We start from the raw sequence: 17,352 nt of genomic DNA, 5'->3' as shown, positions 1-17,352 counted from the left end.
ATTCCATCTACGTCCTATACGCCTTCAACACATTCATCACCCACGACTTACCCCATTGTTCTATCTGTTCCTCCGTCCATAACTCCGGGTAAAAGATCCTTTTCTGAAATCTTGGCGGCAGGTATTTCTGCCAGTTGGTACCGCCGGTAGCGGCAATATCAACAGGATCGCGTTCCAGGTAACGGACGGCTGATTTGTAGTGTGAAAGCGGCCATTCTACATTTACAAAAAGATCCAGTTTGCGCAGTTCTTCTTCTACCGAAGCCAGGTCGTTATGCTGCTGCTTTAGTTGCTGATAGAGCGCAGAAAAATTGGTATTCACATTACTTTGTGCAAGCTGGAAAAGTTGTGTGGAATACTTCGCGATAAACTGTTGCAGTGTAAGCGTTTGTTTACCGGTAGAGAGTTCGGAGGCGCCGTATTTCCAATAGATATTTTCAAACTGTTCTTCCAGCGACGCATGTTTTAATTCTTCCCTTTTGCTTAGTGTTACCAGGCGGATAAGATCGGTGCAATAGATCTCTATCATCCGGTACTGGCCCGACTGGAAGCCGCTGGCAGGGAGCAGCGACATCCTGAATTTCAGGAACTGTTCTTTATCCATGCCATCTACCATAATATCAAAAGACGACACCAGCGCTGTAAAATACGCGTTGATCCTTTTTAACCTGGTCGTGAAGAAATCAGGCGTCAATGAAGCATTGGTACTTATCTGTTTGCATTCGTGCAGCACCAGCTTGAAATAAAGCTCCGTGATCTGGTGATACATGATGAAGATCTCTTCGTCCGGGTAAGAAGTTTTTGGATGTTGCAGGCTTAGCAGCGTGTCCAGGTGGATATAATCCCAGTAAGTAAGGTAATCGGCGTATAGCAGCCCATCCAGGTAGGCGGTGAGGTCTTGACCCATCGCTGCATATTTTTCCTGCAATCGGAAAAGCTTGTCTTTTATTTCAGGTGTAATTTCCATTTTGTTGCAGTTATTGTTGGGAGGTGAGCAATTCTTTACTTATGTTCATCAATCGTTGTGCCGTTGCAAATACATCTTCGAAGCTGTTGTATAGCGGCGCCGGGCTAAGCCTGATGACGTTAGGCTCGCGCCAATCGCCAAGCACATTGTTCGCTACAAGAGCATGAAATATTTCTTTCGCTTTGTATTTGGCAACGATAGACAGTTGCGCGCCCCGTTCTTCGGGCCTGGCTGGTGAAATGATCTTGTATTGTTCAAAGCCCAGGCTGTTGTTTACTTCACTGATAAGGTATTGCAGGTAGGCGGTGAGTTGAATGCTTTTTTGCCTGAGCGGCTGGATATAGCCTGCTTTCTCAAAGATCTTTAAAGAAGCATGATAGAGCGCCAGGGGAATGACCTGCGAGCAACTCACTTGCCAGCCGTCTGCGCCGGCTTCGGGTAAAAATCCTTTTTCCATTTTGAATCTTTCCTGTTCCTGGTAGCCCCACCAGCCGGCGAACCGGTTAAGTGACGAATCGGAAAAGTGTTTTTCATGCACATAAATACCGCTGATACCGCCGGGGCCAGCATTCTGGTATTTATAAGAACACCAGCAGGCAAAGTCAATATCCCAGTCGTGGAGTTGCAGCGGTACGTTGCCTGCAGCATGTGCCAGATCGAATCCTACAACTGCTCCTGCATTATGCCCGGCCTTTGTGATAGCAGGCATATCATACCATTGACCGGTGAAATAATTGATGCCGCCGAATAATACCAGGGCAACCTGTTCACCATTATCGGCGATGGCAGCCAGTATATCTTCTGTTCTTAATGTATGCTCGCCATTGCGGGGCGCTACTTCAATGATCGCATCTGTCGGATCATAGCCATGAAACTTCACCTGGCTTTCCACGGCATATTGGTCGGACGGGAAAGCGCCTGCTTCCATGATGATCTTATACCTGTTGCCGGCGGGTCTGTAAAAGCTCACCATCAGCAGGTGAAGGTTTACAGTGAGGGTATTCATAGGGCATACTTCCAGCGGGCTGGCGCCAACGATGTTGGCCATCATTTCTTTTAGTTCTTTGTGATAGAACATCCATGGTGTTTCGCCCTCGAACCAGCCTTCAACGGCCAGGTTCTCCCAGTTGCTGAGTTGCCTGTCAATATATTTACGCGCTGTTTTGGGTTGCAGACCCAGGGAGTTGCCGCAGAGGTAAATAAATGGCTCGCCATGCTGCTGTGGAAACAGGAACTCTTCCCTCAGGTGATGCAGGGGATCATGTTGATCCAGGCTTCTCGCGAAAGCCAGATTGTTTTCAAAATTCATAAAAGAAAAAAATTGAATGGTTGGAAATCGTGCAAATACATACTGTACCTGGCAACGATATGATGGTAATAAATCAGTTAGAAAATAGCAGATGAAAACTGCCGGCAGGGGGGAATCCTGCTAGGAAGGCCGGTTAATGATATTTTTGTAAATATTGTCCATCGGCTGGAATAATGGAACAAAGCAAATAAAATTTGCTTACATGGCAAAATATTTTTGGGGTTTAACGGGCCGCTCTTATCCATCCGGGCGCATCACCGGTATCCGTTCTCAGCATCATATTCAACTGCGCCGCATGGTGCTGCACATGTCGCATATTGTATAAGAACAGTTCAAAAACCGGCATTTTTTTGTTTCCGTCTGTTTCGATCCATTCCATGGCAAATTCGGCGTCTGTCAGGTTAAATATGAGATCGTGGCATTTCTTCCTGCTTGCCTGCAAATAGGCCAGTATTTCGGCCTGGCTATAGATCCTGTCAGGAACAATATCATCTATGCAACGGGGAGGGATCTCTTCACTGATCGTGAACGGGAGGGGCGACGAAAGCGGGGCGGCGGGGATACTGAGGTAGTAATCGAGAAAAATGGCCACATGGTAGGCATTATAAAAGAATTTCTTTTCCTCGTACCAGCGGTTTTCAGGATAGGCAGAAACAGCATTGATAAGCATATCAATGCTGGCGCCAAATTGTTTCCACAAGCTTTCTCTGATCATAAGATCATGTTTTAAATTGTGAATACTATTGCTCCTCCCTCTCTGTTCTGGCTAAATAAACCTTTCCGTCTTTCCATTTATAATAATTAATGATAAATCCTTCGGCTCCCTGGTCGTAACGCGATACTTCCTTCTTCACAGGATCAAATGTCAGGTATTCAAGTTCAATCAGTTGCTGATGCATTTCAAACTGGCGGGATGTTTTATTATAGATGAAATAGAGGAAAGAACCATCATATTTTACCCGCTCAGGGAAGTACACAGGGACCTTCAGATCCAGGTATCCATCGAAGTTCAGGTCTTCCATTATAACTTCCGGCCGGTTATTGTCGACACATTGATCAAATCCCCCGATCCGCTGATGCAGCTTATCCTGGTAATAAATGTCCAGCTGGTTGATCTTTGTATACATCCGCTGATGGTTGCCTGCATCTGTCATTTCCCCTTTATAGGTCCGCAGTTTGAATTTGTAATCAGCAGGTTGCAACCCGTTCAATTTTTCCCGCATCGCTAATTTTACCGGAAGAACAGCGCCGGTGTTGGGATTTTTCCAGTTGCCCGACAGGGTATCCGTACCCGTAAGCGTAAACAACCCGGTAATACGAAATTGATCATCCTTGTCGCGTTGCCGGAAATCTTTTTCTGTCAGGTTAATTGAGTTGCCCGGACCTTTTACGCCGCGTACCCATAACTTGGCATCGATGCCGCTTTTCAGGTAATAGTATTCGCCTTCCAGGGTATCAGTTGCCCGGTTTACCAACAACTGCATTTCCACGGGGTATTTGCTTATCGTTCCTGTATAGTTATAAGTAACAGTCACCTGGGTCTGTGCACTGCAAAATTGATTAAAGAACAATATCGCCGCCAATGTGATCAGCTTTTTTATCATAATATTTCATCCGGTTTTATCCATTACGGAAAGGTACAATATAACTGGCCGTCACAGCCGGGCGATCCATAAGTAATGACACGGTGTTTATTTCCGGCAGCAACCAATCCATATTCGTACAAGCTAAGATCCTTACTGCTGTTCTGTATCAAAGCTGGCAATTTTTTCGAGACAGATGCGCTCTGTTATATCCAGGAAGGTTTTCATCCTGTTTATGAGTTCCTGTACTTCTTCCTGGGTTATGACAAACGATTTCCTTTTATACCTTGCATGTATATAGCCTTTTTTTAATTGGTTGAAAAGGTGTACTTCATATTCGCTGTTCTTGGGAAATACTTTCATCAGCTCAATGGAATACGGTTTGCCGAATTGCCGCAACTTATCAAGGTTGTGTGTTTTAGGCCTGTTACCCCAGAAAATGGGCAAAATAGCATTATAGGCCGATTCCATTGACCGGTGCAGCATAAAGTCGGCTTCGTAAAGATCGCCTTCCTCGAGATAGAAATTAGCTCCTCTCCAGGCACTTTGTGCTGCGGGAAACCAGATATCGAAATGTTCACGGGCAATTGCTTTTTTTTCTGATGCTGCCAGTTGCCGTTTTTTGGTAAGAGAAAAACGTTTCGTGTCATACAATACAATGCCCTGCTGCTGTATGTCTGAGAAGAAGAACATGCCTTCACTGAGGCGGCTGTTCACATAGTCGACAGAGTAGCAGATAATGTTAACCTCAACCTGGTATTTGGCCAGGTGCTTCATTTGGATGGCATTGATCCACATGTCATATTTATCGCAATCGTCTTTGGTTATGACCAGGTAGTCGTAGTCGCTCCTGTATTCCAGGGTCACATGATCTTCTGTATACCTGTCTTCCACCCAGTTGCCGGTGGCATAGGAGCCGTATAAAATGACTATCTCCGGTTCAATGATCCGGATTATGTCGTTCAAGGTACGATGAATGATGGCCTGCTTGTCAGCAGGCAAATGCTCAAGGGAATTCTTCACTTTTAGTGTTTTTAACGGTATTTAAGTGGTGGCACAATGAAGCTCGTTAATTAGGCCCGGCGTTTACAAATGCCTTTTGCCTGTCTGGCGCTCGGGGAGAACTAAGAAAAAATATCAGATATCGGGTTTCGCTACCATCGTTTATTAATCCAATTTAAAATCATCCTGAAAGTCATTGTTTTAACCTGGATACCAATTTATTAATTTTAAAATTTAACTAGCCAGATTTCTGGGAACTGAAGGTAATACTAACCAACGATTCATCAAATTTGTTGTCTATTGTTCTAAAAAAGATGTTTTCAGGGATTGGATCGATGTAAACCGGAGTATAGCCGTTCCATTTAGCACACGGTAGAATGGCAGGTAGCTTGAGAAACTATAAACAGGATGGCGTACTTTTTGATTTAGTGGCTTAAAGACTTTTACTGTACCGATAATATCCCGTTTATGAAAAAACTGCTCGCCGTTCTGCTATTAATGCTCAGTATCGAAACCTATGCCCAGGATTCTCTCTATCATATTTTTCCGGCGAAAGATGGAAAAGTGTACTACGATACCATTGTCCATGTTAATAGCATACCCGCTTCCCAGTTGTTTACCAGGGCGCAGGTGTGGGCAATCAGTAATTTCAGGCCTACCTTACCCGCATCGCAGGTAATGGACAGGGAAGGAGGGATTATTGCTTTCTCTTCCTATTTTGATCTGCCCATGGATGCTCCTATGGCTTTCGGTACCAGTTCAACCGACTACCGGAAAATATGGATAACGATGCAGATCTACGTCCGGAACGGGAAGGCCCGGGTTATTATTTGCGATGCGGCAATAGAGGGCAATATTTATGAGCCGGATTCCGGTTACAGGAAAAACAATGGCCTTATCTGGAAACTTGAAACATTCAACGAATTTTCCAGGCGGCAAAGATTATCGGGGCGGGAAATTGCTGCTAATATGGATTATTTCCGGAAGGTGCATGGCTCGTTCAAAAACCTGTTGTCTTTCGCCAGTGCAGCTTTATCAGATCGCTCGGCTGCCGAGTTTTAACTTGTTCTCATTTCTTCCCATACACATATAAATAGGTTCATTAAACTCCGTGTTAAAGGCGCTTAAGGCGCCTTTTTCCGTGAATATGGCCCCTAGGTAAAAGATCCTTCTTCCGGGAACCAATACCCGGTCAATTCTCCTCTTTATCGTACATGTTCTGCTCCAGGAAACCGGTATCTCCTTTTATGAACGCCTGCAGGCAGGAGAATGCGAGGTCGGCGTCCATACCGTTCATCTGCGTGAGGTACTCAGGATTCAGCACATCTTTCTTCCTGAAAAATCCTTTTCGCTCCATTTTCGGTCGCTGGTACGCAATTCCTACCAGCTCTCCTATATCTCCCGAAATGCAAAGTGTTTCTTTTTCCCCAAGCTGGTTGCGCCGGTTTATTTCATAATAATAAAACGGGCTTTCGGGGCTGCTCCCGCTTTCCTCGATCTGCCTGTAAATACCTGCCCAGTCTATTTCCTGGTACAGCGTAATCGCTTTTTCAGCATTGCAGTTTGTATAGGTAACAGGAGAATGGGTAAATGCGGATTGTATTGCTATATCGAACATATGGTGTATAGTTTCACTCTGTTCAATATTAAAACATTATTTTGGTTATATACATGCCGGTAAGCTCAGGATTATATGACTGCTCTCCCGTTAACGAAGAAATAGGAGAAGATAAACTGGATGCGCGGATCTTTTGCTTTCATACAGAAGAAGATAAAATAAAGCAGTTTGGAGAATAACCTGAAACAAGGCATGCCCGTTATGCCTCGTTTCAGATGCTATCTCTTAAACCTGTTTACTGAACCTCTTTTTTGCCTCGTCTGATACAGGGGTAAAGAAATTTACCAGGTTGCCGTCGGGGTCTCTGAATAACAGCGACCTGTTTCCCCATGGCATAGTGGTTGGCGGCTGCACAATATCTTTGTGTGCGATATCAGTTAACTGCTGGTACCGTTCATCCACATCATCTACATAAAATTCAATAATAACAGACCGGTTACTGGCGGCTGAGGCAACCGCCTGCCCCCCAAACAGCTCCAGCGTACGGGTGCTTCCAATCGCCAATGCGCCTGAAGCCGTTCTCAGTTCGGCAAAATCTTCTGTGTAAAAGGTAAATGACTGCCCGGTAACATATTCGTAAAATTCAACCAGTTGCCTTACCTGCGTGGTAATGATCCGGATAGATGCAAGATTCATAATGTTATTCTTTTTTATGCAAAGAGAAGACAGGGGAGTGACAACAGTATGTCAGCAGGGTTTTAAAAAAGAAAAAGCTGCCGGTTTATAAACCGGCAGCCTCCTGTAGTAAGGTTTTCGTTAATGCGTTTTGCGGATCGTTACATCGTCCAGCACTATTGGGCGCCGGCCTGTATTTTTAAAGGCAACGCGAATAGTTTTCATATTCCTGTCGTATTCTTTACCTGTTCTGAAATCCAGGCACTGTTCCGTGAAGGTATTTTTGCTTCCTGTTGCCTGAGCAGCCGCTTGCTGCAAGTCTCCTGTTACCAGCTTCATATTCTCCACGGTTGCCTGCAATTGACCGTTGCCCTGTTGCCAGTAGGTTAACTGGTAGGTCTTATCATTATCCAGGTACACGTACTGTTCAATTTCCTGCCCTGGTTTTAGCAATACTCCCTGGCCCTGGCGACCGCTGGTCAGGGCGCCGCTGCCTTCCCAGGGGAGTAAAGTTGTATTGATGTCGAAGCCGGGATTAGGTAACTCATTACCATCTTCCAACGGCCACTGGTAACCGCGTATATAATCTACTTCCATGTTCACGGCCCCTCCGCCGCCATAGGCGCCCAGGAATACATTCATCACATGGTTGGGCGAATAGATCTGGTGCTTGTCTGTATACGCCCTGATCAGCTGCCCGTTGATGTAATGTTTGATGCTGTTGGGCGTCCATAATATGCCATGCGTGACCCATTGATCCCGGTGTTCAAAACCTTTGGCAATATGCGTGTTCAGGTTGTGTACAAACCTGCCATGCTCATCAACATGGCCATGCAATACAAATTGTGCGTCCAGGTTCTCGAAAACGTCGATTTCAAACACCTGCCCTTTAGGCCGTATACCTTTAACCCCATCGAGCGTTGTACCCTCCTGGAGGTAGTATTTAAGGTCAGGACCCGGAGAGTCGAACCAGAAAGCGGTGTTAAGCCCCTGCGGTTTGCCTGTGAAGCTGCGTTTTACACGAACTTCGAAATAACCGCCGCGACTATTATCCAGCAGGTTCTCGTTAGTACGCCAGTCGTAGGTTTGGATAGAAGATATTTTCCGGCCGTTGGATGGGTAAAATGCTTTAGCCGGCAGGGAATCGTTGGTGAAAATGTTAATAGTCCGCCCATTCAGCTTATACGCCGCTTCCGGCAGCTCGCCGTTGCGCATTGCTTCCAGGTTGTCTTTACGCAGGTAATCGATATTGGAATAATAGGTAGTATGCCATTTGTTGCGGTCCAGCAACGAGTCGTTAAACTCGTCATGCCAGAACAGCTTCATTCCTTCCGGTACGGCGGCGGAACTTGGAATATCCAGTTGCCGGGCCTCCGTTGTGTCCAGGCTCCAGTGCGTGGATGTTGTTACCGCGCCCCTGAAGGTTTCTTTAGAATCTAATGATTCTACCCAAACGTAGTAGTGAGTATTTTCTTTGACTCCCTGTATGTAAAAGCAGTTGGCGGCAGCCACTGTTGCCAACGGGGCAGCAGGTTGCTGTTCGTTATCAGACCAGTAAAGGCGATAGCCTTTTGTATTGGAAGCGCCTTCCCAACATACTCTGATCCAGCTGCGGGTACCTTTGAGCCGGAGGTTTGCAGGCGAGGACTGATCCTGCGCCTGCAAACCTGCAGATATTAAAAACAATAAATAGAACAATCGCTTCATGATCCTTAATTATATCCCTCGTTTTGCTTGATCACGCCGCCGCTTTGGGTGATCACCTGTCTTGGTAACGGTAACAGCACCTTGTATGCCTGGGCGGTAGTAGAACCGTCTTTTACTGCGCGCTGTATATAAAGGTTCCAGCGTATCAGGTCATCTTTTCTCCAGCCTTCTCCCCAAAGTTCAAACAGGCGTTCGTCCTGTATTTTGGCGAGGAACTGCGCCTTGGTCAATCCGGCTGGGAGCTTGTCCAGTCCGGCCCTTGCCCTTACCGCGTTAATTGCGTCGTAAGCCTGTTGGTTAGGCGCTCCATTTGCTTCGTTAATGCTTTCGGCCAGCATCAGCAGTACATCTGCATAGCGGTAGACAGGAAAATCCACCGCGCTGTTCTGCGAGTTGGCGCGGGAAGGATCCGGCGCAAATTTTACAGGGATGGCTCCCAGTTCGCCTGCTGTCCTGGCGTTTTTATAGATCACCTTACCATTCGCATCTTTACCGGTAGGATAGGATTCCAGCAATACTTTGAGCCTTTTGTCTTTCTTATCGAATTTATCGTAGCTGCTCCATGGCATTTTATAACCTCCCCAGGCTGTCAGCGGGATGCCGGTAGAATCCTTGTAATCTGACGGGAGAGCGTGCGCCAGCCACATATTCGTATACTGATCGCCGCCTGATGAAGAGCAAACAACTGCCAGGATCATTTCCGGCGAGTTGCCTCCTTTGCTGACAGTGCTGAAATTATCTTCGTAGTTAGGCAGCAGCGAATAACCCAGCTGGGTGATCTGCTGTCCTACTGTTACTGCATCGGCCCATTTCTTCTCATGCATATACAACTTCATCAAACCTGTAAGGGCTGCAGCTTTGGAGAAGCGGCCATAATCGCTGCCGGTGAATTTATCGGGCAACGCTGCTGCTGCTTCTTTGTAATCTTTTTCGATCTGCGCTACCACGGTTTCAATTGAAGGACGTGGAAGGTATGGCGCATCAGGATTAGCGGCTACTTTGGCGTCTGTAACAATGGTAAAAGGACCATAGTTAAAATACAGCAGTTGTGCATAGTGCGCTCTCAATGCTTTCAGTTCGCCTATGTAACGTTTTTTCAGATCGGCGTTGATGTCCAGTTTCTCCAGGTTGTCCAGCGAAATGGCAATGCGGGAGATATATGGAGTGTACCGTCCGTAATTATGTGTTACCCAGTCGAAGTCCGGTGTATAATTCAGGTTCCGCAGCGGGATCCAATTGCCGCCCCAGGAGCAGATGCCTTCGTCGGTGGTCATCATGGCCTGGGTGCGCCAGGCATAGGTACCGGCATCCCAGCCGCCCTGCCAGTCGGAACCGCCGGCCAAACCGGTGTATGCAGCATTCACGGCTGCCACGGCGCCTTCTGTAGTACTTACCACGTCGGAGAGGTCGCCATAGGTTTTGTATTGCAGATCTTTTTCACATGCGCTGAAAGCAGCGAGGCATCCCAGCAAAGCGAGTCGGTTATATATATGTTTCATGATTGTCCGGTTAAATAATTAGAAGGATACGTTTACACCAAATACATAACTTTTTACCAGCGGGTAGAAGTTATCCGGGTCCAGTTCCGGGTCCAGGCCGGGGTACTTCGTGATGGTAAATGGATTCTGTACATCGAACGAGAAGCGGATACCGGAGAAAAGTTTTTGTTTCTCTAATACTTTCGCCGGCAACGCATATCCCAGCGTGATGTTGCGGCAGCGCAGGAAGGAAGCGTCCGCGATCCAATAGCTGGACGCGTTCTGGAATTGTGAATATGAACCATCTGTCAGCGCTGTTGGGAAATCGCCGTTCGGATTTTTGAAAGTCCAGCGGCTGGAAGAAACAGGCATGGCATTGAACCCGAACTGGTTGGTGGTGCTTTCGCTGATGCGACCCGAGAGGTATGGCGACCATTTTTTCTGTACCAGGCCTGAGAAGAAAATATTCAGGTCGAAGTTCTTATAAGAGAACTGGTTGCCGATACCAAAGTTAAAGCGGGGATCTCCGTTGGCCAGGTAAGTTCTGTCGGCCGCTGTGATAGCGCCGTCGGGATCAGTGATCTTGCCATTGGCATCGTAGCCTCTTATGTCTTTGATGATAAGTCCGCCCGGCAATATACCTGGCATATAGGAAGGAGCGGCGCCTTTGTCGCCTTTGTAAAGACCTGTTGAAATATACCCGAAGATCGGGTTGAACAATGCATCTTTACCCGTAGCAATTTCATAAGGCTGCAATACTGCCAGGGCGGCCGCTGAGCGTTCTACCCAGTAGTTGAGATAATGGGAGAAGTTCAGGCTGGTCGACCAGGAGAAGCCGCTCTTTGATGCGATATTCTTACTGTGTAAAGCAATTTCATAACCGGTAGAACGGGTTTTACCGGCATTGGTAAACACATCGTCGATCACAAATCCTGTAGGGAAGCGGATCTGGGTGATAAGGTTGCGGATGGTTTTGCGATAATAATCAAATGAGCCGGAAAGCCTGTTATTGAAAAAGGCAAAGTCCACTCCCGCATTCAGTTCGCCCGCTGTTTCCCAGGTGAGGTTCGGGTTGGCGGCGCGGGTCATCACCAGGCCGGAGTTGATATTGCCGGTACCGAAGTAGGGGCTTTGCGCGGTGTTATATACTACCGTGGCGGCCGACCTGAAAGCGCTGTTGCCTGTTTCTCCGTATCCAATTCTCGCTTTCAGGAAAGAAAGGGCTGTAAAGCCTTTCAGGAAAGCTTCTTCAGACAATACCCAGCCTGCTGAAACGCCGGGAAAGTATCCCCATTTCTTATTTTCTGCGAATACGGAGGAGCCGTCACGACGCAGAGACGCCTGCAAGGTAATGTTGTCTTTGTAGGTATAGATAGCCCTGGCAAAGTAAGAAGCCCATATGGTTTCTGATTTGCTGGAACCTACAGTAGGTTTGATAGCCTGCCCTGAACCCAGGTCGTAGTACTTGGTAATATCTGCGAGGAAGCCCTGGTTGGCGGCATTAAATCCTTCCCAACCCGATTTCTGGTAACTGTAGCCTGCAATTGCGCTGAGGCTGTGTTTTTCAGAAAAGGCTTTATTATATGCCAGGGTGTATTCCAGCAACGTGGATTTCGCTTCCGATTGTGCAATACTTGCAGAACCGTTCACCTGGGCGCCGAGATAAAAAGTTCTTGGCAGGTAGGTGGATCTTTTGGAGTTGGAGTTATCATAACTGAAACGGGCATTGGCCTTCAGTTCAGGAATGATGGTCCACTCGGCGAAGGCGGTGCTGAGCGTGCGGGTCATATTGGTAAGGTCGGTAACCGTACCATACGACAAAGGGTTAGGGATATTGGGATAATAAGGACTTACTGGGTAGCTGCCGTTAGGAAGTTGCAGCGGTTGCACAGGCGCCCAGTAGATGGCGGAAGTGATAATACCGCCGTTTTCGTTGGCGCCGCCGGTGAAAGTGTTGTTGGCTGCAGAATTGGAAAGGATCATGCTGGCGCCGAGTTTGATCTTGTCGGATACCATCTGGTCGAGGCTCAGGCGGCCGTTATATCTTTTATAGTCGGTGCCTATGATCACGCCTTTCTGATCGAAGTAGTTGCCGGAAACATAGTAATTGGTTTTGCCGTTGCCGCCGGAGAGCGCCAGGTTATGCTGTTGCGTGTAGCCGGAGCGGGTGATAGCGTCTGTAGCTTTTTCCCTGTTGCCGCGGGCAGAATCGATCTGCTGCTGGGAGTAAACAGGTATGAAAGGGTTGGTTACGGTTGAAGGATCTTTGGCGCCATAATAAGGAGCCACCTGGTTATCGCGCGACCATACTTCTTCTTTCAGCAGGTTGCGTTGTATCATGTAATCGGCGGCCTCGTAAACGGGATACATTTTATCCGCGTTCTGGATGCCGTAGGAGCCTGTATAGTCGACCTTCGGTTTGCCGCTGATCCCTTTTTTAGTAGTGATCAGCACAACGCCGGAACCTGCGCGGGCGCCATAGATAGAGGCGGCGCTGGCGTCTTTCAGGAATTCTATGGAGGCAATATCGTTCGGGTTGATGAAGTTGAGCGGTGATTTATCAACGCCTCCTGTTTCATTTTTACCGTACTTGGTGCCTGTTACCGGTTGTTCAGCGGCGTCCATTACCGGTATGCCATCTACTACATACAATACGCCTGCATCTACAGCAAAAGAAGGGTTGCTCCGGATCTGTACTCTGATGCCTGCACCGGGTTGCCCGGTAGGCTGTATTACCTGTACGCCGGCTGCCTTACCTTGCAACGCGCCCTGGAAACTGGTGCTGGCGCTGATGTCCAGGTCTTTGCCTTTAACGGTGGTTACGGCGCCTGTCAGGTTTTTTTGTTTTACACTGCCATAGCCGATCACCACCACGTCGGACAAACTGCTGGTAGCTCTTTTCAGACGGATATCCAAAGTTGGTTGACCTGCATAAACGATTTCCTGTGATTCAAAGCCGATAGACCTGATCAGCAGCACATCTCCTTTCGTAACGTTCAGGCTGAAACTACCATCCGCTTTGGTGATAGCTCCTTTCTGGCTGCCTTTTACCGCTACGCTCACGAAAGGCAGCGGGGCGCCGTCGCTGTCCAGCACTTTACCGGTTACTTCGGTAAGAGGACTGGGAGTTGAGGCATTTGTTTTTTTCCGGAGGATGATCTCCTTCCCATCTATGACATAAGTCAGTGGCTGGTCTGCAAAGATGATATTCAGCGCTTCCGCCAGTGGTACATCCGTGACAGAAATGTTTACAGGTTTGGCAGTATTCAGATGATCTTTAACGTAGAAAAAATTATAGCCTGTCTGGCTTCGCAGTTGCCGGATGACCGTAGCCAGAGAAGCGTTCTTCTCAGAAAGGGTGACTTTCTGCGCATTAGCAACAGCACTGAGGCTGACGAACGCTGTTAGAAGTAATGTGGTAGCTATCCGCATGAAAACGAAAATTTTGGAAGGCCGGCAATAGCTCGCCCTGCCTCCTTTGTGAAGAAGGTTTAATGTCATACCTTTACGAGGTTTGGTTTTAAATTCGATGTTAGTTTTTCGGTGCGCGAAAAATTTGATTTTGATTGAAACCTTACTACCGACGTGGAAGTGCTTCCTCACTTTCACGTTTTTTGTAAGGAGAATTTTGTCGTTGGCGTTTTTACTTCATTGGCGTGGCTTTAAATGTTCACTGTAGTTATTGTTCACTGTTTTGCTTAGTACTTGCTTACATAAATTTTCTTTCCGGTTATCCTGAATTTTAATATTCCTGCTTTTTCAATTGTTCCCAATACTTTTGATACGTTTTCATAACGGGAGATGGTTCCTTCCATTTCATCTGTAGGGATATCGCCCTCATAAATGATTTCCACGTTGTACCAGCGGGCTATTTTCCGCATTACATCATAAATGTTCTCGTCTTTGAATTCAAAGTACCCGTTTTTCCAGGCGATGGCGCCATTGGTATCGACGTTCACAATTTTTAATGCTCCGTTCGGAGCGCTGATGGCTTGTTGTCCAGGCTTCAGCACCTGTGCGTTATTGATCTTTACAGCGCCTTCCAGCAGGGTAGTCCTGACCAGCGGTTCGTCTGCATAGTTATTCACATTAAAGCTGGTGCCTAATACCTGTACCTGCTGTTTGCCGGTTTTTACCCTGAAAGGATGTGCAGGATCGCTGGCTACTTCAAAGTAGGCTTCTCCCTGGACTTCCACGGTTCGTTCAGCCAGTTGGGCGAACGATGCGGGAAAAGTTAAACTGGTGGCAGCGTTCAGCCATACCTTTGTGCCGTCAGACAACGTGATCTGGTATTGTTCTCCCCGCGCGGTGGTTAGCGTATTATACTCTACGGTTGCCGGGTTGCTGACAGAGTGGTAGGCCAGTGAACCGTCTGCGGTTTTGGTCACTTCAGCGCCAGCCTGGCTGGTGAGCTTCCCCGCCTGGGCGCCCGAAAGTATTATTTTCTTCCCGTTGGCCAGGATGAGGGTGGCGGTGTTTTTACCCGCTGCTACGTCGTTTTGTTTCGCAGGTATGGAAACAGCCAAGGGCTCCTTTGGCTTGTTACCCTGCCTGGACCAGAAATACCCTCCTGCGAGGATGCCTGCCAGGGCGGCTGCCGCAGCCATGCGCCAAGGGAATACCCGGCCCCGGGAGATGCCTGCCTGTTGATGGACCCTTTCCAGTACCAGCGTTTCCCTGGCCGACAGGTCGCCTAACCCGGGTTTGCCTTTCTGTTGTGCATTGCACCAGGCGTTGTAAACCGCCAGATCCTCATCTGTAGCGGTATTATTCGCTATTCGATCTATAATTTCTGCAATGCGTGATTGATCCATGTAACGCCTGTTAAGTACTTGTTCACTAATTAAGGGACATAAAAAGAGGCTTCCCCCCAAAAGGGAAGAAAAAATTTTACAGCAGGAGGAAAGAAAGCATTTTTTTGTTCAGGTCCGACCGGAGTTTTTTCAGTGCAATAGTGATCTGGTTTTCCACTGTTTTCTCGGAGATGCCCATCTGGGCGGCAATTTCCTTGTTGCTAAGATGTTGTACCCGGCTAAGTTGGAAAATTTCCCGGGCGCGTTGAGGCAAAGTTTCAGAGAAAGCGGTGATCACTCTCTTCAGTTCTTTTGCTTCAATATCTTCTTCAATATTAGTAACGGCAGGTAAAGTTACATTGGCCGCCAGGATGGCCGCACGGCGGCGGGAAGTTTGTATAATGCGGGCAAGGCGGTATTTAACGGCTGCCATCAGGTAGCCTTTAATAGTAGTGGTAACCTGCAGGGTGCCGCGGTTTTCCCACAGCCATACGAATATCTCCTGCACGGCATCACTGCATTCTTCCTCATTATCCAGGATATTCCAGGCATACGAGTACAACATCCTGAAATAACGGGTGTACAACTCATTAAACGCCTGAACTTCACCTTCCTTAATTAAAGGTAGCAATGCTGCATCGCTGATCGCGTTATAATCCCTCATAAACGTAATATACCTGCGGTAAAGCCTCAGGGCCAAATTAGCGTTTTTTTCGCGAATCCCGCAAAACCGGTAACGGTTAGCCCCGGGGCCGGGCAAAGGTGAAATTTATTTTACATTTGCATCATTCATTTTTTATCCTCAAAAAATATCTTCTAAATGGCTAAGAAAACAACAGGCGGGATAGGTATACAAAAGTCGAGTTTTGATTTTTTAGGCGCGTTAAAGAAACATAACAACCGGGAATGGTTCAATGAGCATAAAGACGATTACCTGCGGGAGCTGAAACAAATTGAAATATTTGCAGATGCGTTATTGGAAGATCTTTCAGCCCATGACGTCATAGAAACCGCTTCCGGCAAACAAAGTCTTTTCCGCATCTATCGCGATACCCGTTTTTCTGCAGATAAAACGCCGTACAAAACTCATTGGAGCGGCAGCTTTAAACGAGCCACTTCATCTCGCCGGGGCGGGTACTATTTTCACATTGAACAAGGTAACAGCTTCATCGGAGGCGGGTTCTGGGGGCCGTCGGCAGACGACCTGAAAAAGGTGCGCGACGATATCTCCTTTGATCCATCTCCCATAAAAAAAATCATCAACAGCAAGTTGTTTAAATCCACTTTCGGATCACTCGAAGGCGAGCAGCTAAAAAAAATACCGCGCGGCTACGATGCCGCCCATGAAGCGGCAGACCTGCTGCGTCATAAACAATACCTCCTTATCCGCCGTTTTACCGATGAAGAGGTATTGTCGCCCCAGTTCAGGAAGGAAGCCGGTAAAGCCTTTGCAGCTATGCGGCCTTTCTTTGATTATATGAGTGAAGTCTTGTCTTCCGACGCTAACGGATTATAGTTAGGACCGGGAACATATTTCCCGGTCTTCTTTTTAGCCCCAAAATAACTTCGGATGAAGCCGGCAAAACGCTTCCACACTGCGGATTAGCTTCTCCATTAATTTCCACACTGCTGCATTTTTACACGCCTGTTTTATTGAATTCTTTTTTAAGAAAAAATAAAAACATTACGAAATCAGCCACAGTAAAGGGATTCATGTTATCATATCTTTATCCGGCACTTGGTTTGTTTTGCTATTGATATCTAGATATCTAGTGAAATCCCAACATTTTTGTCGTATGAACAATCGGATTACCAGCTTACTAATTGATGAAAAGCCTGATCAACGCATTCAATTTTATTTGTCTTTAGACCTTTTGAATGTTAGCCGTGCCTGTGTGTGCCATGATAACCTTAAAAATGCATTGGAATACCTTCAGGAAAAAACTGATTTTACTCCCAACTACATTTTTATAAGTTCTTCCATGCCCGTTGACGCTGCTGCGCAATTTATTAGGATTATACGCCAGGCGAAACGACTGGCCAATGTACCCGTTATCTATTTTGCAGATGCTAACAGTAAAGTATCGTCGCTAGACCTGAAAGGGGCGGGCTTTACAGACAGTCTTCGCAAGCAGCCGGACATTTATTTATTAAGAGATGCATTGTCTGCGCTCTTCACGAAGAGCTATGCTCCACAGGAAACTGATACAATGACCCTGATGCTTCGTCATCAGCAACCTGTACCAAAGGCGCCTCATCGTTTATCTGCCTGATACCAAC

The 17,352-nt window shown here is 47.1% G+C and carries 16 protein-coding genes; 4 read left to right on the top strand and 12 right to left on the bottom strand.

Annotation, left to right across the window (positions count from 1 at the left end; genetic code table 11):
* Nucleotides 1-7: 7 nt before the first annotated feature.
* The 5 genes from BLV62_RS00470 to BLV62_RS00450 all read right to left on the bottom strand — a co-directional run bounded on the left by BLV62_RS00470 (nt 8) and on the right by BLV62_RS00450 (nt 4,882).
* The gene (locus tag BLV62_RS00470) at nt 8-967 is read right to left on the bottom strand and encodes a tryptophan 2,3-dioxygenase family protein (protein WP_089757507.1); all 960 of its coding nucleotides are present in this window, start codon (nt 965-967) and stop codon (nt 8-10) included.
* 10 nt (nt 968-977) lie between these two features.
* On the bottom strand, nt 978-2,276 hold the full coding sequence (kynU, locus tag BLV62_RS00465; protein WP_089757505.1) for a kynureninase: 1,299 nt from the start codon (nt 2,274-2,276) through the stop codon (nt 978-980).
* A 223-nt stretch (nt 2,277-2,499) separates the two neighbouring features.
* A complete protein-coding gene (locus tag BLV62_RS00460; RefSeq protein ID WP_089757503.1) occupies nt 2,500-2,991 on the bottom strand; it encodes a DinB family protein in 492 nt (163 codons plus the stop codon).
* A gap of 25 nt (nt 2,992-3,016) precedes the next feature.
* Nucleotides 3,017-3,880, bottom strand: a complete 864-nt coding sequence (locus tag BLV62_RS00455) for an XAC2610-related protein (protein ID WP_089757502.1) — start codon at nt 3,878-3,880, stop codon at nt 3,017-3,019.
* 132 nt (nt 3,881-4,012) lie between these two features.
* Nucleotides 4,013-4,882, bottom strand: a complete 870-nt coding sequence (locus BLV62_RS00450) for a HEPN domain-containing protein (RefSeq protein WP_089757500.1) — start codon at nt 4,880-4,882, stop codon at nt 4,013-4,015.
* A 447-nt stretch (nt 4,883-5,329) separates the two neighbouring features.
* Here BLV62_RS00450 and BLV62_RS00445 point away from each other — a divergent pair, with 447 nt between their 5' ends.
* Nucleotides 5,330-5,923, top strand: a complete 594-nt coding sequence (locus BLV62_RS00445) for a DUF4468 domain-containing protein (RefSeq protein WP_089757498.1) — start codon at nt 5,330-5,332, stop codon at nt 5,921-5,923.
* Between the two features lie 130 nt (nt 5,924-6,053).
* Here BLV62_RS00445 and BLV62_RS00440 read toward each other — a convergent pair whose 3' ends face one another.
* Nucleotides 6,054-6,479: a hypothetical protein gene (locus BLV62_RS00440; protein WP_089757496.1), complete on the bottom strand. Its 426-nt coding sequence runs from the start codon at nt 6,477-6,479 to the stop codon at nt 6,054-6,056.
* A 53-nt stretch (nt 6,480-6,532) separates the two neighbouring features.
* Between BLV62_RS00440 and BLV62_RS28735 the strand changes: the two genes are divergently transcribed.
* Nucleotides 6,533-6,658, top strand: coding sequence for a hypothetical protein (locus BLV62_RS28735; protein WP_258522403.1), 126 nt, complete (start codon nt 6,533-6,535; stop codon nt 6,656-6,658).
* 46 nt (nt 6,659-6,704) lie between these two features.
* On the opposite strand, the gene BLV62_RS00435 is transcribed toward BLV62_RS28735, so the two are convergent.
* From BLV62_RS00435 to BLV62_RS00410, 6 genes are all read right to left on the bottom strand, one after another.
* A complete protein-coding gene (locus tag BLV62_RS00435; protein WP_089757494.1) occupies nt 6,705-7,115 on the bottom strand; it encodes a VOC family protein in 411 nt (136 codons plus the stop codon).
* Nucleotides 7,116-7,235: 120 nt separating this feature from the next.
* Nucleotides 7,236-8,801, bottom strand: a complete 1,566-nt coding sequence (locus BLV62_RS00430) for a glycoside hydrolase family 16 protein (protein ID WP_089757492.1) — start codon at nt 8,799-8,801, stop codon at nt 7,236-7,238.
* Nucleotides 8,802-8,806: 5 nt separating this feature from the next.
* On the bottom strand, nt 8,807-10,300 hold the full coding sequence (locus BLV62_RS00425; RefSeq protein WP_089757490.1) for a RagB/SusD family nutrient uptake outer membrane protein: 1,494 nt from the start codon (nt 10,298-10,300) through the stop codon (nt 8,807-8,809).
* A gap of 18 nt (nt 10,301-10,318) precedes the next feature.
* Entirely contained in the window at nt 10,319-13,780 is a 3,462-nt protein-coding gene (locus BLV62_RS00420) for a TonB-dependent receptor (RefSeq protein WP_089757488.1), read from the bottom strand.
* A 197-nt stretch (nt 13,781-13,977) separates the two neighbouring features.
* On the bottom strand, nt 13,978-15,093 hold the full coding sequence (locus tag BLV62_RS00415; RefSeq protein WP_089757486.1) for a FecR family protein: 1,116 nt from the start codon (nt 15,091-15,093) through the stop codon (nt 13,978-13,980).
* Nucleotides 15,094-15,169: 76 nt separating this feature from the next.
* Entirely contained in the window at nt 15,170-15,736 is a 567-nt protein-coding gene (locus BLV62_RS00410; RefSeq protein ID WP_139169862.1) for an RNA polymerase sigma-70 factor, read from the bottom strand.
* Between the two features lie 156 nt (nt 15,737-15,892).
* Between BLV62_RS00410 and BLV62_RS00405 the strand changes: the two genes are divergently transcribed.
* On the top strand, nt 15,893-16,588 hold the full coding sequence (locus tag BLV62_RS00405) for a DUF2461 domain-containing protein (RefSeq protein WP_089757481.1): 696 nt from the start codon (nt 15,893-15,895) through the stop codon (nt 16,586-16,588).
* Between the two features lie 280 nt (nt 16,589-16,868).
* A complete protein-coding gene (locus tag BLV62_RS00400) occupies nt 16,869-17,345 on the top strand; it encodes a response regulator (protein ID WP_089757479.1) in 477 nt (158 codons plus the stop codon).
* Nucleotides 17,346-17,352 lie beyond the last annotated feature (7 nt).

The organism is Chitinophaga terrae (ex Kim and Jung 2007), from assembly GCF_900107795.1.
In the GTDB taxonomy this organism is placed as follows: Bacteria; Bacteroidota; Bacteroidia; order Chitinophagales; family Chitinophagaceae; genus Chitinophaga; species Chitinophaga terrae.
Note: the sequence above shows the minus strand (reverse complement) of the source record. Positions and strands in the feature narration are given on the sequence as shown.

Excerpts from the sequence above, each read along its gene's own strand:
- BLV62_RS00415 (WP_089757486.1), bottom strand. The coding sequence starts at position 15,093 with ATGGATCAATCACGCATTGCAGAAATTATAGATCGAATAGCGAATAAT.
- BLV62_RS00445 (WP_089757498.1), top strand. The coding sequence starts at position 5,330 with ATGAAAAAACTGCTCGCCGTTCTGCTATTAATGCTCAGTATCGAAACC.
- BLV62_RS00405 (WP_089757481.1), top strand. The coding sequence starts at position 15,893 with ATGGCTAAGAAAACAACAGGCGGGATAGGTATACAAAAGTCGAGTTTT.
- BLV62_RS00400 (WP_089757479.1), top strand. The coding sequence starts at position 16,869 with ATGAACAATCGGATTACCAGCTTACTAATTGATGAAAAGCCTGATCAA.
- BLV62_RS00410 (WP_139169862.1), bottom strand. The coding sequence starts at position 15,736 with ATGAGGGATTATAACGCGATCAGCGATGCAGCATTGCTACCTTTAATT.
- BLV62_RS00425 (WP_089757490.1), bottom strand. The coding sequence starts at position 10,300 with ATGAAACATATATATAACCGACTCGCTTTGCTGGGATGCCTCGCTGCT.
- BLV62_RS00470 (WP_089757507.1), bottom strand. The coding sequence starts at position 967 with ATGGAAATTACACCTGAAATAAAAGACAAGCTTTTCCGATTGCAGGAA.
- BLV62_RS00435 (WP_089757494.1), bottom strand. The coding sequence starts at position 7,115 with ATGAATCTTGCATCTATCCGGATCATTACCACGCAGGTAAGGCAACTG.
- BLV62_RS00440 (WP_089757496.1), bottom strand. The coding sequence starts at position 6,479 with ATGTTCGATATAGCAATACAATCCGCATTTACCCATTCTCCTGTTACC.
- BLV62_RS00455 (WP_089757502.1), bottom strand. The coding sequence starts at position 3,880 with ATGATAAAAAAGCTGATCACATTGGCGGCGATATTGTTCTTTAATCAA.
- BLV62_RS00430 (WP_089757492.1), bottom strand. The coding sequence starts at position 8,801 with ATGAAGCGATTGTTCTATTTATTGTTTTTAATATCTGCAGGTTTGCAG.
- BLV62_RS00420 (WP_089757488.1), bottom strand. The coding sequence starts at position 13,780 with ATGACATTAAACCTTCTTCACAAAGGAGGCAGGGCGAGCTATTGCCGG.
- BLV62_RS28735 (WP_258522403.1), top strand. The coding sequence starts at position 6,533 with ATGCCGGTAAGCTCAGGATTATATGACTGCTCTCCCGTTAACGAAGAA.
- BLV62_RS00460 (WP_089757503.1), bottom strand. The coding sequence starts at position 2,991 with ATGATCAGAGAAAGCTTGTGGAAACAATTTGGCGCCAGCATTGATATG.
- kynU (WP_089757505.1), bottom strand. The coding sequence starts at position 2,276 with ATGAATTTTGAAAACAATCTGGCTTTCGCGAGAAGCCTGGATCAACAT.